The organism is Comamonas sp. SY3, assembly GCF_041730275.1.
GTDB classification, from domain to species: domain Bacteria; phylum Pseudomonadota; class Gammaproteobacteria; order Burkholderiales; family Burkholderiaceae_C; genus Comamonas; species Comamonas sediminis.
This window is the reverse complement of the sequence record NZ_JBGTYN010000028.1, coordinates 1-14,729: the sequence shown is the minus strand read 5'-3', so window position 1 is coordinate 14,729 and position 14,729 is coordinate 1. Positions and strand designations below refer to the sequence as shown.

At 65.1% G+C, this 14,729-nt stretch carries 13 protein-coding genes; 5 read left to right on the top strand and 8 right to left on the bottom strand.

Going from position 1 to position 14,729, the window contains the following annotated elements:
- Positions 1-21: 21 nt before the first annotated feature.
- The 3 genes from purH to dusB form a co-directional block, all read right to left on the bottom strand.
- Complete coding sequence (gene purH / locus ACCQ08_RS23250) at positions 22-1,620, bottom strand: bifunctional phosphoribosylaminoimidazolecarboxamide formyltransferase/IMP cyclohydrolase (RefSeq protein ID WP_373451146.1); 1,599 nt, start codon at positions 1,618-1,620, stop codon at positions 22-24.
- A gap of 78 nt (positions 1,621-1,698) precedes the next feature.
- Positions 1,699-1,932 carry a Fis family transcriptional regulator gene (locus tag ACCQ08_RS23245; RefSeq protein ID WP_021027292.1) on the bottom strand — a complete coding sequence of 78 codons (234 nt, stop codon included), beginning with the start codon at positions 1,930-1,932 and terminating at the stop codon, positions 1,699-1,701.
- Positions 1,929-3,002: a tRNA dihydrouridine synthase DusB gene (gene dusB / locus ACCQ08_RS23240; protein ID WP_312412514.1), complete on the bottom strand. Its 1,074-nt coding sequence runs from the start codon at positions 3,000-3,002 to the stop codon at positions 1,929-1,931. The genes ACCQ08_RS23245 and dusB overlap by 4 nt, the downstream gene beginning before the upstream one ends.
- A 307-nt stretch (positions 3,003-3,309) precedes the next feature.
- Between dusB and ACCQ08_RS23235 the strand changes: the two genes are divergently transcribed.
- Complete coding sequence (locus tag ACCQ08_RS23235) at positions 3,310-3,849, top strand: YqaA family protein (RefSeq protein WP_369460729.1); 540 nt, start codon at positions 3,310-3,312, stop codon at positions 3,847-3,849.
- 25 nt (positions 3,850-3,874) lie between these two features.
- Here the strand turns inward: ACCQ08_RS23235 and ACCQ08_RS23230 are convergent, their stop codons facing one another.
- The 5 genes from ACCQ08_RS23230 to ACCQ08_RS23210 form a co-directional block, all read right to left on the bottom strand.
- Positions 3,875-4,867 carry a tripartite tricarboxylate transporter substrate binding protein gene (locus tag ACCQ08_RS23230; protein WP_373451145.1) on the bottom strand — a complete coding sequence of 331 codons (993 nt, stop codon included), beginning with the start codon at positions 4,865-4,867 and terminating at the stop codon, positions 3,875-3,877.
- Positions 4,868-4,918: 51 nt separating this feature from the next.
- A complete protein-coding gene (gene nadC, locus ACCQ08_RS23225; protein WP_373451144.1) occupies positions 4,919-5,788 on the bottom strand; it encodes a carboxylating nicotinate-nucleotide diphosphorylase in 870 nt (289 codons plus the stop codon).
- A 149-nt stretch (positions 5,789-5,937) separates the two neighbouring features.
- Positions 5,938-6,849: a hypothetical protein gene (locus tag ACCQ08_RS23220; RefSeq protein ID WP_373451180.1), complete on the bottom strand. Its 912-nt coding sequence runs from the start codon at positions 6,847-6,849 to the stop codon at positions 5,938-5,940.
- A 323-nt stretch (positions 6,850-7,172) separates the two neighbouring features.
- Entirely contained in the window at positions 7,173-8,267 is a 1,095-nt protein-coding gene (gene ychF, locus ACCQ08_RS23215) for a redox-regulated ATPase YchF (RefSeq protein ID WP_239809328.1), read from the bottom strand.
- Positions 8,268-8,564: 297 nt separating this feature from the next.
- Positions 8,565-9,446, bottom strand: coding sequence for an MOSC N-terminal beta barrel domain-containing protein (locus ACCQ08_RS23210; protein ID WP_312452201.1), 882 nt, complete (start codon positions 9,444-9,446; stop codon positions 8,565-8,567).
- A 154-nt stretch (positions 9,447-9,600) separates the two neighbouring features.
- Between ACCQ08_RS23210 and ACCQ08_RS23205 the strand changes: the two genes are divergently transcribed.
- The 4 genes from ACCQ08_RS23205 to ACCQ08_RS23190 all read left to right on the top strand — a co-directional run bounded on the left by ACCQ08_RS23205 (position 9,601) and on the right by ACCQ08_RS23190 (position 14,536).
- On the top strand, positions 9,601-10,758 hold the full coding sequence (locus ACCQ08_RS23205; RefSeq protein ID WP_373451143.1) for an FAD-dependent monooxygenase: 1,158 nt from the start codon (positions 9,601-9,603) through the stop codon (positions 10,756-10,758).
- A 192-nt stretch (positions 10,759-10,950) separates the two neighbouring features.
- Positions 10,951-11,664, top strand: coding sequence for a DsbC family protein (locus ACCQ08_RS23200; protein WP_312412499.1), 714 nt, complete (start codon positions 10,951-10,953; stop codon positions 11,662-11,664).
- 108 nt (positions 11,665-11,772) lie between these two features.
- Positions 11,773-13,608 carry a M61 family metallopeptidase gene (locus ACCQ08_RS23195; RefSeq protein WP_373451142.1) on the top strand — a complete coding sequence of 612 codons (1,836 nt, stop codon included), beginning with the start codon at positions 11,773-11,775 and terminating at the stop codon, positions 13,606-13,608.
- A 148-nt stretch (positions 13,609-13,756) separates the two neighbouring features.
- Entirely contained in the window at positions 13,757-14,536 is a 780-nt protein-coding gene (locus ACCQ08_RS23190; RefSeq protein ID WP_230778938.1) for an enoyl-CoA hydratase, read from the top strand.
- The last annotated feature ends 193 nt before the right edge of the window (positions 14,537-14,729 follow it).

Here is a 14,729-nt window from a genome sequence, read left to right as displayed (position 1 = left end):
CTGGCGGGTACCGCCTTGCCATCAATGGCGGAAGTGGCGCACGCCAGTAAATACCATCGCCACGCCGCGCTCGTCGGCGGCGGCGATCACTTCCTGGTCGCGCATCGAGCCACCAGGCTGGGCCACGCAGGTGGCGCCGGCATCGACCACCACATCCAGGCCGTCGCGGAAGGGGAAGAAGGCATCCGACGCCACCACGGTGTTCTGCAGCGACAGCTTGGCCGCTTCCGCCTTGATCGATGCGATACGAGCCGAATCCAGGCGCGACATCTGGCCCGCGCCCACGCCCATGGTCATGCCGTTCTTGCAGAACACGATGGCATTGGACTTGACGAACTTGGCCACCTTCCACGCGAACAGCAGGTCCTGCAGTTCCCGCGGGGTGGGCTGCTTGACGGTCACGACCTTCAGATCTGCCAGTTGCAACTCATGGTTGTCGGCCGATTGCAGCAGGATGCCTGAGCCCACGCGCTTGGACTCAATGGCGTTGCGGCCCTGCTCCCAGTCGCTGTTGCCGCCAGCTGGCAGTGCAATCTTCATCAGGCGCACATTGACCTTGGACTTGAAGATCTCCAGCGCCTCGGCGCTGAAGTCGGGGGCCATCAGCACTTCGACGAACTGCTTGGACACGGCCTCTGCCGCTGCCTTGTCCACGGCGCGGTTGAAGGCGATGATGCCGCCAAAGGCGCTGGTCGGGTCGGTCTGGAAGGCCTTGGAATAGGCTTCCAACGCATCGGCACCCACGGCAACACCGCAGGGGTTGGCGTGCTTGACGATGACGCAGGCCGGCACCTCGAAGCTCTTGACGCATTCCCAGGCGGCATCGGCATCGGCGATGTTGTTGTAGCTCAGCTCCTTGCCTTGCAGCTGCACGCCCGTGGCCAGCGAGCCGGGTGCAGGGTACAGATCGCGGTACCAGGCAGCTTGCTGGTGGCTGTTTTCGCCATAGCGCAGGTCCTGGATCTTGATGAACTGGCTGTTGCTCTGGCCGGGGAAGGCGGCACGCTCGGGCACGTATTCCTCGGACAGCTTTTCGTCTTCGAACGTGACCGACGACAGGTAGTTGCTGATCGCGCCATCGTACTGGCTGATGCGGTTGAATGCCGCCACCGACAGGGCAAAGCGCAGTTGGTTGGACAGCTTGCCGCCGGCCTTGAGCTCGGCGAGGACGGCGTCGTACTGGTCGGCGGCGGTGATCACACCGACATCCTTCCAGTTCTTGGCGGCGGAGCGCACCATTGCCGGGCCGCCAATGTCGATGTTCTCGATCGCATCGGCCAGCGTGCAGCCGGCCTTGGCCACGGTCGCTTCAAACGGGTAGAGGTTGACCACCAGCAGGTCGATGGTCTCGATGCCGTGTTCCTTCAGTGCAGCCATGTGCTCGGGCAGGTCGCGGCGGGCCAGCAGGCCGCCATGCACCATCGGGTGCAGGGTCTTGACGCGGCCATCCAGCATTTCGGGGAAGCGGGTCACCTCGGCCACCTCGGTCACAGGCAGGCCCTTGTCGGCCAGCAGCTTGGCGGTGCCGCCGGTCGACAGCAGCTGCACGCCCAGCGCATGCAGGGCCTGGGCAAATTCGACAATACCGGTTTTGTCGGAAACGGAAATCAGGGCTTTCATGTCAATCACTTCAAGAATGGAAACAGGCTTGTGCCGCTTGCGCAGCGGGCGCAAGCAGCACTGAAATCAGGGCGCGGGTCAGAGCATCTTGTGCTCGACCAGCTTCTTGCGCAGCGTGTTGCGGTTCAGGCCCAGCCACTCGGCGGCCCGTGACTGGTTGTTGTCGGCGTGGTTCATCACCACTTCCAGCATCGGGCGCTCCACCATGCGCACTACCATCTCGTACACGCGGTCCGGCACCTCGCCTTCCAAATCCTGAAAATAGGTCTGCAGGCTGTCCCGCACGGACTGCTCAATCGTCGTCTTACTCATACAAGGTCATCACTCATTGTTGTTGCTGGGGCCATCGCACTCCCGCTGGCCTCTGGTGCTGCCGCGATGCCAGGCAGCCGGTCCATCTGTTGCCCCAGGGCCCCCAGATAATCGGCTACGGCCTGCCATTGCGCCGCACTGTTTTCAATCACATTCATCTCCCGCCTGAACGCATCGCCCCCCGGCAGATCGCGCACATACCAGGCAATGTGCTTGCGCGCCGAGCGCACGCCGGTGCTCTCGCCGTACAGCGCATAGTGGTCCTGCAGGTGCTCGAGCAGATGGCGGCGCAGCTCGGCCACCAGCGGAGGCGCGAGCAATTCGCCGGTCTGCAGAAAATGCACGATCTCGCGAAAAATCCAGGGGCGGCCCTGGGCCGCCCGCCCCACCATCACCGCATCCGCACCGGTGAAGGCCAGCACATCGCGGGCCTTGGCCGGGCTCGTGATATCGCCATTGGCAACCACTGGAACCGACACCGCCTGCTTGACAGCGCGGATCGTGTCGTACTCGGCCAGGCCCCGGTAGCCCTGTTCGCGCGTGCGGCCATGCACGGTGAGCATCTGGATGCCCGCCTGTTCGAACTGGCGCGCCAGCTGCACGGCATTCTTGTGGTCATCGCTCCAGCCGGTGCGCATCTTCAGCGTCACCGGCACGCCATGGGGCGCCGCAGCCTCCACCACCGCAGCGGCAATCTCGACCGCGAGGGGCTCGTTCTGCATCAGCGCCGAGCCTGCCCATTTGTTGCAGACCTTCTTGGCCGGGCAACCCATGTTGATGTCAATGATCTGCGCGCCGCGCTCAATGTTGTAGACCGCCGCCTCGGCCATCATCGGCGCGTCGGTGCCGGCGATCTGCACAGAGATCGGGCCGGGCTCGCCGGCATGGTTGGCGCGGCGGCTGGTCTTGAGGCTATCCCACAGGTCCTTGCGGCTGGTCACCATCTCGCTGACCGCATACCCCGCCCCCAGCGCCTTGCACAGCTGGCGAAAAGGCCGGTCCGTCACGCCCGCCATGGGCGCCACAAACACATTGTTGGCCAGAGTATAGGGACCGATGCGGACGGACATGGAATGCAAAAAGCGAGCACTTCGCCACCGAAGTGCTGTCTGTTGTGGTGAGGGGAAGGGGCAGATTGTACTGCTTAAAAAAGTAGCAAACATCCAATCTACCCGCTTGACATTTGGGAATGCCCATAAATCGGGCCTGCGGGCGGGCGTTGGCGACGCGCATGGGCACCCCCTGAAGGGCCCGGCGGGCCGTCCGACCCTGCCGGCGCCAGGGCTTGTGCAGCAGGTATTTTTCGGCCTCTTGGCTGACACGGCGGCGGCCCGCTGCGCCGCTGGCAGGCCGGCACCAGCCGCTACACTGGCAGCCATGGAAGCGTGGATTCAACAGTTGCTGACATGGCTGGCCCTGCCGCAGTTCGGGCTCAGCACGGTCTTTGTCGTGGCTCTGATCTCGGCCACGTTGCTGCCGCTCGGGTCCGAGCCCGCTGTGGCCGGCCTGCTACATCTGAATCCGGACCTGTTCTGGCAGGCCATTCTGGTGGCGACAGCCGGCAACACACTGGGCGGCGCGATCAGCTGGTGGACCGGCGCGCTCGCCCGTACCGCCTGGTACAAGGCCCGCAGACTGCGCCATGCCGGCGATGCGGCCGCGCCGACCAACCCCCTCATCCCCACGGCACCACCCAACAAGCAAAGCCGCCACCAGCGCATGGCCCGCATCTGGCTGCGCAAGTTCGGCGCCAAGGCCTGTTTGCTCAGTTGGTTGCCCATCGTCGGCGATCCGCTGTGCGCCGTGGCCGGCTGGCTGCGCCTGCCGTTCTGGCCCTGCGTGTTCTACATGGCGATCGGCAAGTTTTTGCGCTACCTGGTGATGACGGCCACGATTTTGCATTTCTGGCCCTCTTGAAGGCACGCGCGGTTTTCAGCGCTGCCTAATCCACCCGCAAGCCCAGCTGCTGCGCCACGGCGGCATAGCGGTCGATATCGCTGGCGATCACCTGCCCAAACTCGGCCGCACTTTGCTGCAGCGGCGTATAGCCTTGATCGTGCAGCCACTGCTGCATCGCCGGCTCGGCCAGGATCTGCGCCAGCAGCGCATGCATGCGCTGCACCACCGCATCGCTGGTGGCAGCGGGCGCCAGCAGGCCATGCCACTGCTCGACGCTGAAACCGGCCGCACCTTGTTCGGCCACGGTGGCGACCTGCGGCCACTGCGCCAGGCGCTGAGGGGCGGTGACGGCAATGGCGCGCACGCGGCCGGCCTCGATCAGCGGCGCAGCGCTGCTGGCGGTGACCATGCCCATGGCGACCTGGCCGGCCGCCACGGCGGTGATGGCCGGCCCGCAGCCCTTGTAGGGCACATGCTGCCAATGCAGCTGCGCGGCCTGGGCCAGCATCTCGCCGGCCAGGTGCTGCGGCGTGCCATTGCCGCACGAGGCAAAGGGCAGCGGTTGCAAGGGCGCCGAGGCGCGCACATCGGCCAGGCTGTGCAATTCGCTGGCCTGCGGCACCACCAGCACCGAGGCAATCGTGCCCACATTGAACACGGCCTTGAAATCGCGCCGCGGGTCAAAATCCAGCTGGCGGTAAACGGCGGGGTTGATCGCGAACGAGCTGTTCACCATCAGCCAGGTGCTGCCATCACCCGCCGCCTCTGCCACATGGCGTGCGCCGATATTGCCGCTGGCGCCGGGGCGGTTTTCCACGACCACGGTCTGGCCCGTGCGCTGCTGCAAGGCGGCGCCCAGTTTGCGCGCCAGCAAGTCGGTGCCGCCGCCCGGCGGAAAGGTCACCACAATGGTCATGGGCTTGTCAAAGCGGGCTGCCGCCATGCTGCTGCCGCCCAGCCACAGGTCGGCAGCCATGCAGGCCGCAGCGGCGGCGGCAAGCCACCACCAGGAGAAGCGTTGGAGAACGCGGGGCATCAGAGGCCTCCTTCCAGGATATGCAGGGTGCGCGGGTGGTAGAGGGCCGGATCAGGCATCCAGGCCGATGTCCAGCACCTTGGCGCTGTGGGTGAGCCAGCCGACGGCGATCTGGTCCACCCCGGTGGCGGCCACTTGCGGCGCGGTCTCGGGTGTGATGCGGCCCGATGCCTCGGTCACCGCCTTGCCCCGGCACATGGCCACCGCCGTACGCAGGGTCTCGAGGTCCATGTTGTCCAGCAGCACCACATCCACCCCCAGCTGCAATGCGGCATCGAGCTGGGCGAGCGTGTCCACTTCAAGCTCGATCTTGACCATATGGCCGACGCCAGCCCGGGCGCGGCCCACGGCGGTGGCCACATCGCCGGCCAGTGCAATATGGTTGTCCTTGATCAGCACCGCGTCATCCAGCCCAAAGCGGTGGTTGCTGCCACCGCCCACGCGCACCGCATACTTTTGCAGCGCACGCAGGCCCGGCATGGTCTTGCGTGTGCAGGTCACCCGCGTGCCATAGGGCTGGATGGCCTGGGCGATCGCGTAGGTGGCGCTGGCGACACCACTCAAATGGCAAAGGTAGTTGAGCGCCGTGCGCTCGGCCGTGAGGATTGCCCGGCTCTTGCCGCGGATGCGGGCGATCTCCATGCCCGGCGCCAGCACGGTGCCATCACCGCACAGCGGCTCAAACACCAGGCCGCTGTCCAGCAGATGAAAGGCCAGCCGCGCCAGATCCAGCCCTGCCAGCACACCCGCTTGCCGCGCCACCAGGCGCAGGCTGTCTCTGGCATCTGCGGGCACGATGGTGTCGGTCGTCAGGTCCCCGGCGCGGCCCAGGTCTTCCAGCAGGGCCATGCGCACCAGCGGCTCCAGCATCACATCAGGCAGAGGAGGAACCGGCAGCGCCGTGGTTTGATTAATGCTCATTTTGAGTATTTAAAGGGTAAAAAAAGAGGCGCACCAGCGCTTAACCGGTCACGCGCACACTTATGCTAATTATGAGTATAAATATTGTCAAGTCCTGACGCTGCCATGATGCCGCCTCCGTTGCGGCCTGCAAGAACGGATCAGCACGATCAGCCGCGCGCCAGCGGCAGCTTATTGCCCGCGAGCGCGCGTTCCACCAGTACATTGCGGCGAAAACGGAACAGCTTGGCCGGGCGGCCTGCGCCCTGGCTGCTGATCTCGCCGGTCTCTTCCACCAGCGCCTGCTGCTCGATCAGGCGTCGAAAGTTCTGCTTGTGCAGGCTGCGCCCGGCCAGCGCCTCGACAGTCTGCTGCAGCTGCAGCAGCGAGAAGCTGTCGGCCATCAGCTCGAACACCACAGGGCGGTACTTGATCTTGGCGCGCAGCCGCGCCATGCCGGTCGCCAGAATGCGGCGGTGGTCATTGCGCATTGCCGTGCCCAGCAAGGTCTGGCCTGTCGGGGCCGCCCTGCCATCGCGCCAGGCTTCTGCGACCAGACCCGCTTCGAACAGCAGCTCGTAGCGCTGCAGCACCAGCTCCTCGTTCCAATCGCTGCCCTCGAGGCCAAAGCTCACTCGGGCCCGCTCCCAGCGCGCGCTGGCCGCTGCCTTGCCCGTTGCCTGCGCACTCCAGGCCTGCAACGCTGGCGCAATGCGCTGGTCCAGGATCTCGGGCGCGCCGCTGCGCCAGTCCTCCCAGGGGAAGTAGTGGTACCAGTCCTGCCAGCCCGGCTGGGCCAGGCCGGCATCGTCGAGCTCGCGCGTCAGTGCCAGGTAGCTGATGGAGATGGCGCGCATGCCCAGCTCCTGCGAGCGGTCGCCATCGGCAAAGGTGTAGAGCTGCTCGACAAAGCCCAGCGGGTGGTGGGTCTGCGTCTCGACCCAGGCGCGCAGGCTGGCCTGCAGCGAGCGGTGGTTGGCGGTAAAGGGCCCCGCTGGCAGGGTCTCACCGGCCTGCGTGGTCAGTATGCGCGGCTGCCCGCCCGTCACCGCCACCAGCACCGCGACCAGATCGGCCTGCACCGAATGCTGCTCGCGCTCGGCGGCGCTCGGCGCACGGGGGGCATCCGCAGCAGTGGTTTTGGTATTGGCGGCAGGTGGGGTCACCAAATGGGGGCTTTCAAGAATCGGTGGACGGGACTGCGCTTGCAGCAACCGCCAACGGAGCCGCTGTCTGGCAAGCAGCGGCTATCTTATAACGGCTGGCCGCCCTGCTCTGCCATCCCGCTGCCACATGCGCATGACCGCAACGCCCCACGAAAAAGCCCGCTGACGCGCAGCGGGCTTGGAGGTTATGACTGCCAGCACGCAGCGAATGCCTGCGGGCAGGGTCGCCGCCGAAACGGTCAGACGTTGAACAGAAAGTTCAGCACATCGCCATCCTTGACGATGTATTCCTTGCCTTCGGCGCGCATCTTGCCCGCTTCCTTCGCGCCTTGCTCACCCTTGTACTGGATGAAGTCGTCAAAGGCGATGGTCTGGGCGCGGATAAAGCCACGCTCGAAGTCGCCGTGGATGACGCCTGCCGCCTGGGGCGCGGTGGCACCCACGGGCACGGTCCAGGCGCGCACTTCCTTCACACCGGCGGTGAAGTAGGTCTGCAGACCCAGCAGCGAGAAGCCGGCGCGGATCAGGCGGTTCAGGCCCGGCTCTTCCAGACCCATTTCCTGCAGGAACATGTCGCGGTCTTCGTCGCCCATCTCGGACATTTCTGCCTCGATCTTGGCGCAGATGGCGACCACGGGCGCGCCTTGTGCTGCGGCATAGGCCTTCAGGCTGTCGAGCAGCGGGTTGTTCTCGAAGCCGTCTTCGCTGACGTTGCCAACAAACATTGCGGGCTTGGCAGTAATCAGGCAGAACTGCTTGAGCAGCGGCGCGTCTTCCTTGGATACGGGCACGATGCGGGCAGGCTTGCCCTGGTCCAGCACGGCCTGGATGGGGGTCAGCAACGAGACCAGCTTGGCGGCTTCCTTGTCGTTGCCCGACTTCGCCGCCTTGCTGTAGCGGTTGAGCGCCTTCTCCACGGTGGCCAAGTCGGCCAGGCACAGTTCGGTCTGGATGACCTCGATATCGGCAATCGGGTCGACCTTGTTGGCCACGTGGATCACGTTGGGGTCTTCGAAGCAGCGCACCACGTTCACGATGGCGTCGGTTTCGCGGATATGGGCCAGGAACTGGTTGCCCAGGCCTTCACCCTTGGAGGCGCCGGCCACCAGGCCGGCGATGTCCACAAACTCGACGATGGCCGGAACAATGCGCTCGGGCTCGACGATCTTGGACAGCTGGTCCAGACGCGGATCGGGCACTTCCACGACGCCGGTATTGGGTTCGATCGTGCAGAAAGGATAGTTTTCGGCGGCAATACCTGCCTTGGTCAACGCATTAAAAAGGGTGGACTTGCCAACATTGGGCAAACCGACGATGCCGCATTTGAGGCTCATGGCAGTGCTTTCTCTATTCTTTCGGACAAACCCGGCATTTTAAGCGGACTGCATGGCAGTCGCGAATCCAGGCGTATTAACAGGGAAGCTTCGGGCTGCTCACCCGGCCCCGCACACCGCAGGTTGGCGGTTGCGGCTGGGCGCCCCCGACTGGGCGTCCCCGACTGGGCGTCCCCGACTGGGCGTCCCCGACTAGGCGTCCCCGACTGGGCATCGAACCGCAGGCAGAACATGCGTGCGGCCAGGCGTGGCGCGGCCGGCGGGGCAACGACGTATCCAGGGTGCTGTTTGCGCCGCTCAGTCAAACTGCAGCGCGCCGCCGACGGCATCACCCACCCGCAGCACCCCACCGGTGCCTGCGGGCACATAGGCATTCATGCCAAAGGTCACAGCTCCATCCAGGCGGTCGTCGTGGCGGTAGGTCTGCAGGGTATCGGTGACGCTGGTGCCGCTCGCAGCCGTGGCCGGGTCGATATCGGGGATCGGGCAACGCGCACAGGGCTTGACCAGTGGCAGATCCACCCATTGCTGGCTGCCCGGCCCGCCCTGCTGCACCGACAGGCTCTCGATACGGTCCTCGTCGTGGGACTGGAAGCCCTCGACCACAATATTGGCGCGAAAGCGCTCTGCCACCACCGGCGCTTCGCCTGCCTGGGTCAGGCGCTCATTGAGCTCATGGACCGAGGCCCGGCTGACCACCAGCACCGGAAAGCCATCGGCAAATTGCGTGGGGGCGTCGGCGCCGCCGGTCCATTTCTTGCTGGCCAGCCGCAGCGCCTGCGGGGCCATGCGCACCAGCGTGCACGCGGTCTGCAAGAACGCGCTGAACCAGGCATTGACTGCATCGGGCGCCTGCAGGGCCGGAACCTGGTCGTCCCAGACGCGCACTGCACGCTCGGGGCCGGTAAAAGCCATATCGACTGCAAGCGGCTCCATGCCCGGAGCAGTCACCGTCATCACGCCATCGGCAATGGCCGGTTGCACCAGCACCATACGGGCGATCTCGCGCTGCGAGATGAATTCGCCCTGCCCATCGACCAGCATGAAGGCCCGGTCATGCTCCAGGCCCGTCGGCAACAGTCGCGCGCTTTGCACGGCGATGCCGGCGCAGGATTTGATGGGAAAAACCCACAATTGGCCGATATGGCCGGTGACATCAAAAAAATCGCTATTTGCCATGCTGGTCTGCGCCTGGGTTGGTTCTGGGCAAACCACACTGTAACGAGTAAAAGGCTGCGTTGCATCTACGCGGCGCCAAACGGTAGCCAGACCCCTGCAGCAAGTCGTACAGGCGCCCGGCGCTGCCACAGTGCCCCACTACAATAGGTCGCTTATGGCTTCTGAATTCGACGTTTGTATCCGTGGCGCGGGCATTGTGGGCCGCAGCTTGGCATTGTTGCTGGCGCGGGAGCGCATGCGCGTGGCGCTGGTGGATACCGCCCCGGCGCCCAGCAACAGCGGCCATGGTGATGTGCGCGCCTATGCCCTCAACCAGCTCTCGCGGGAGGTGCTGCAATCGGTGCGCAGCTGGCCCGAGGCCCAGTACGCCACGCCGGTGACCCGCATGGACGTCTATGGCGACCAGGGCGGCGAGGTGCATTTTGATGCGGCGCAGCAGCACACCGAGGCACTGAACTGGATCGTCGATGTGCCCGCGCTGGAGGCCCAGCTGGCCGCCGCCGTGCGCTACCAGCCGATGGTGGAGACGGTGACCCGCCCGGTCGATGCCCGCCTGACGGTGGTCTGCGAAGGCAAGCACAGTCGCACGCGCGAGGAATTCGGCGTGGAATTCACCACCATCCCCTACCACCAGACCGCCGTCGCTACGCGTCTGCGCTGCGAGCGCCCGCACGGCCAGGCCGCACGCCAGTGGTTTTCTGCCGCGGGCGATATTCTGGCCTTTCTGCCGCTGGGCGGCCCCGGCGCCCATGAGGTGGCCGTCGTGTGGTCGCTGCCGGTCAGCCAGGTTGAAGGGGTCAAGGCGCTGGACGATGCAGGCCTGGCGATGGCACTGGAGTCGGCCAGCCAGGGCATGCTGGGCCAGCTGACCGTGTGCGCCGAGCGCGCCGCCTGGCCGCTGCAGCAGTCAGTGGCGCGCCAGTGGTGCGGCCCGATGCCGGGCAGCGCCTTGCAAGATACTGCCCGGGCCCAAAGCTGGGTGCTGGCCGGCGACAGCGCCCACGCCGTGCACCCGCTGGCCGGCCAGGGACTGAACCTGGGCATGGCCGATATCGCCGCACTGGCGCGTTTGCTGACCAGCGAAGATGCGCGCTGGCGCCGCCTGTCGGACCTGCGCCTGCTGCGCCGCTATGAGCGTGAGCGCAAGGCGCGCCTGGCCCCCATCGGCTTGGCGATGGACAGCATTCAACAATTGTTTACCAGGCCCGAGACGCCTTTGCAGAGCCTGAGAAACTGGGGCATGCGCGGCTTTGAAAGCAGCGGTCCGCTGAAATCGTGGGTGACCCGCCAGGCCATGGGAGTGAACTTTTAGCGCCCATCTGGTACAAACCGTCGTTCGGCCAAAAGCCGCTTGCGGTACCAAAATGTTAATAGTTGCGGGGGTTTAGCGTTCAGGCACACTTCCCGCCCAGACGGACATCGGTGCACCGCCAGGCGGCTTTCACTGCGTTGGGGCCCCTCCCGCGCGCTGGCTTTTTACTATCAAGATCAAAGAAGGTTTCCCATGCGAATTCTCTCTACCGTACTGGCCAGTGCTGCCATCGCGGCCAGTTTCTCTGCCAGTGCGCAAGAAGACGCGATCCGCAAGGCGCTGGCAGAGCGTATCCCCCAGCTGCAAAAGATTGACGAAGTCAGTGCCACCCCGATGCAGGGCCTGTATGAGGTGCGCGTCGGCACCGACCTGTTCTACAGCGATGCCAAGGGCAACTACCTGATCCAGGGCGAGCTGATCGACACCCAGGCGCACCGCAACCTGACCGAAGACCGCATCAACAAGCTGACGGCCGTGGATTTCAACAGCCTCAACCTGAAGGACGCGATCAAGACCGTCAAGGGCAATGGCTCGCGCAAGATCGCCGTGTTCGAAGACCCCAACTGCGGCTACTGCAAGCGCTTCGAGAAAGACCTGCAAAACGTCAAGGACGTGACGGTCTACACCTTCCTCTACCCGATCCTGAGCCCCGATTCGGTCGAGAAGTCGCGCAACATCTGGTGCGCCAAGGACCCGGCCAAGGAATGGGCCAGCCACATGCTCAAGGGCACGGATGCGCCCGCCGCTCCATCGAGCTGCGACGTGACCGCCTTGCAGCGCAATATGGAATTTGGCCGCAAGTACAAGATCACCGGCACGCCCACGATCTTCTTTGCAGACGGCTCGCGCGTGCCGGGCGCCATTGGCTCGGACGACCTGGAAAAGCGCCTCAAGGCAGTCAAGTAAACCAGGCGCGTTGCCGCCCTCTTTCCTCAGGCCCTTCGGGGCCTTTTTTGCGCCGGTGAATTCCTGGGTCGGCACGCGCCCATGCAATTGGGGCTACGCTTGCAGGCTATGACCCAAAGCGCACCCGCCCTGGCACCGCACGCCATCCAGTACACCATCACGCCCATCGATCTGCATGCCCACCTCTACCAGGTGGTGCTCAACATCCCCCGGCCCAAGGCGATGCAGACCGTGTCACTGCCGGTCTGGATCCCCGGCAGCTACCTCGTGCGTGAGTTCTCCAAATCGCTGCAGGGCCTGAGTGCCAGCCAGGGCGGGCAGCTGGTCGACGTCCAGCAGCAGAACAAGAACACCTGGGTGGTGGACAGCAGCGCGGCCGAGCCATTGACCCTGAGCTACCAGATCTGCGCCTACGACAGCTCGGTGCGCACCGCCTGGCTCGACAGCCAGCGCGGCTTTTTCAATGGCACCAGCGTGTTTTTGCGTGTGCATGGCAGCGAGCCGCTGCTGCAGGTGCTGCACATCGAGCCGCCGGCCCAGCAGCCCCATTGGCAGGTGGCCACCGGCCTGATGGCCGCGCAGACCAACCCCCAGGGCTTTGGCCGCTACCACGCCAGCAGCTACGACGAGCTGGTGGACTGCCCGGTCGAGATGGGGGCGTTCTGGAGTGCCGAGTTCAGTGCCCACGGCGTGGCGCACCGCTTTGTCGTCGCCGGTGCACCGCCCAGCTTTGATGGCGCGCGCCTGGTGGCCGACACGCAAAAGATCTGCGAGACCGAAATCCGCCTCTGGCATCCCCGGGGCAAGCCGCCCTTCGAGCGCTATGTGTTCATGCTCAACGCCATGGACGACAACTATGGCGGCCTGGAACACAAGAACTCCACCGCCCTGATCTGCAGCCGGCGCGACCTGCCCCGCAAGGGCGAGGCCCAGCCCAGCAGTGGCTACATCACCTTGCTGGGCCTGATCAGCCATGAGTATTTCCACACCTGGAACGTCAAGCGCCTGCGCCCGATGGAGCTGGCCAGCTATGACTACGAACGCGAGAACTACACCGAGCTGCTGTGGTTCTTCGAAGGCTTCACCAGCTACTACGACGACCTGGTCCTGCGCCGCGCGGGCCTGCTGGACAACGCGCAGTACCTCAAGCTGCTCAACAAGACCTTGAACCAGGTACTGCAGACGCCGGGCCGGCATGTGCAAAGCGTGGCCGAGTCGAGCTTTGACGCCTGGGTCAAGTACTACCGCCAGGACGAGAACACGCCCAACGCGACCGTCAGCTACTACACCAAGGGATCGCTGGTGGCGCTGTGCCTGGACCTGAGCCTGCGCCGTGCAGGCCACAGCGGGCTGGATGCGGTGATGCGGGCGCTGTACCGGCGCTGCAAGGCCGGCCCCATGCGCGAGCAGGACCTGATCGATGTGCTGAACGAGCTGACCGGCCGCAGCTGGGCCGCCGACATCAGCGCCTGGGTGCACGGCAAGCTGGACCTGCCGGTAGCCGCGCTGCTGCAGGCCCATGGCGTGGACTGCCAGCCCGACAAGCCCCAGATCGCCCAGCAGCTGGGCCTGCGGGTGGCCGAGGGCGCAGCGGGTATCAGCATCAAGGTGGTGCTGCGCGGTGGCGCGGCCGAGGCCGCCGGCATGATGGCGGGCGACGAATGGATCGGCATCGAGCCACTGCAGGCCAGCACCGACAGCATCGGCTGGCGCCTGCACAAACTCGACGACCTGCCGCTGTATGCCGGTGACGCCCAGCAGGTGCTGGCGCTGGTGGCGCGCGACAAGCGCCTGCTGCGCCTGCCACTGGCCTTGCCGGCCCGCGCCGCCAGCGCCCCGGGCAAAGGCCGCAAGAAGGCTCCAAAAACTGCCAGCCAGAGCGATACCGTCACCTTGGCTGTCACCGATGTGAATCTGGTCAACCTTTGGCTGGACGGGCGCTGATCACGGGTGGCGGCACGCCCACCAGCACCCAAAAAGCGCCATCTTGTGCAGGCTGCTGCGCCGCAACAGCCTGCTTGGTGTAGGATGCCTGTCGACCATGCGGGCGCCAGCAGGCCGCTGCTGCCCCACAAACCCAAGGAGACAGACCGTGGCCTATGAAATGATCGAAGTGCGCGTCGAAGCCGAAAAGGTGGGCATCATCACGCTGAACCGCCCCAAGGCGCTGAACGCGCTGAACGACCAGCTGATGAACGAGCTGGGTGAGGCGCTCAAGGCCTTTGATGCCGACAAGAACATTGGCTGCATGATCATCACCGGCAGCGAAAAAGCCTTTGCCGCCGGTGCCGACATTGGCGCGATGGCCAAGTACAGCTTTGCCGATGCCTATGGCGGCGACTACATCACCCGCAACTGGGAGGCGATCCGCAGCATCCGCAAGCCGGTGATTGCCGCCGTCAGTGGCTATGCACTGGGTGGTGGCTGCGAGCTGGCGATGATGTGCGACTTCATCATCGCCGCCGACAACGCCCGCTTTGGCCAGCCCGAGATCAAGCTGGGCGTCATCCCCGGCGCCGGCGGCACGCAGCGCCTGCCGCGCGCCGTGGGCAAGGCCAAGGCCATGGACCTGGCCCTCACCGGCCGCATGATGAACGCCGACGAGGCCGAACGAGCCAGCCTGGTCAGCCGCGTGGTGCCGGTCGACAAGCTGATGGAAGAAGCACTGGGCGCGGCCATCATCATCAGCGGCTTCTCGCAACTGGCCGTGATGGCCGCCAAGGAATCGGTGAACCGTGCGTTTGAAGGCAGCCTCAACGACGGCGTGATGTTCGAGCGCCGCCTGTTCCATGCGCTGTTCGCCACCAACGACCAGAAGGAAGGCATGGACGCCTTCGTCAACAAGCGCCAGGCCCAGTTCAGCAACAGCTGATCGACGTGACGGTGCCGTGGAGGCCAGACCAACGGGACTGGGCATGCCCGGCACCTGCCACGCCCCATCACCCCATTTTGACAAAAGCTGGTGACATTGATCGCCAGGCCAAATTTTCGGTATATAATTTCGTTCTGCCGGTCGTATAGCTCAGTTGGTTAGAGCGCAGCATTCATAATGCTGATGTCGTAGG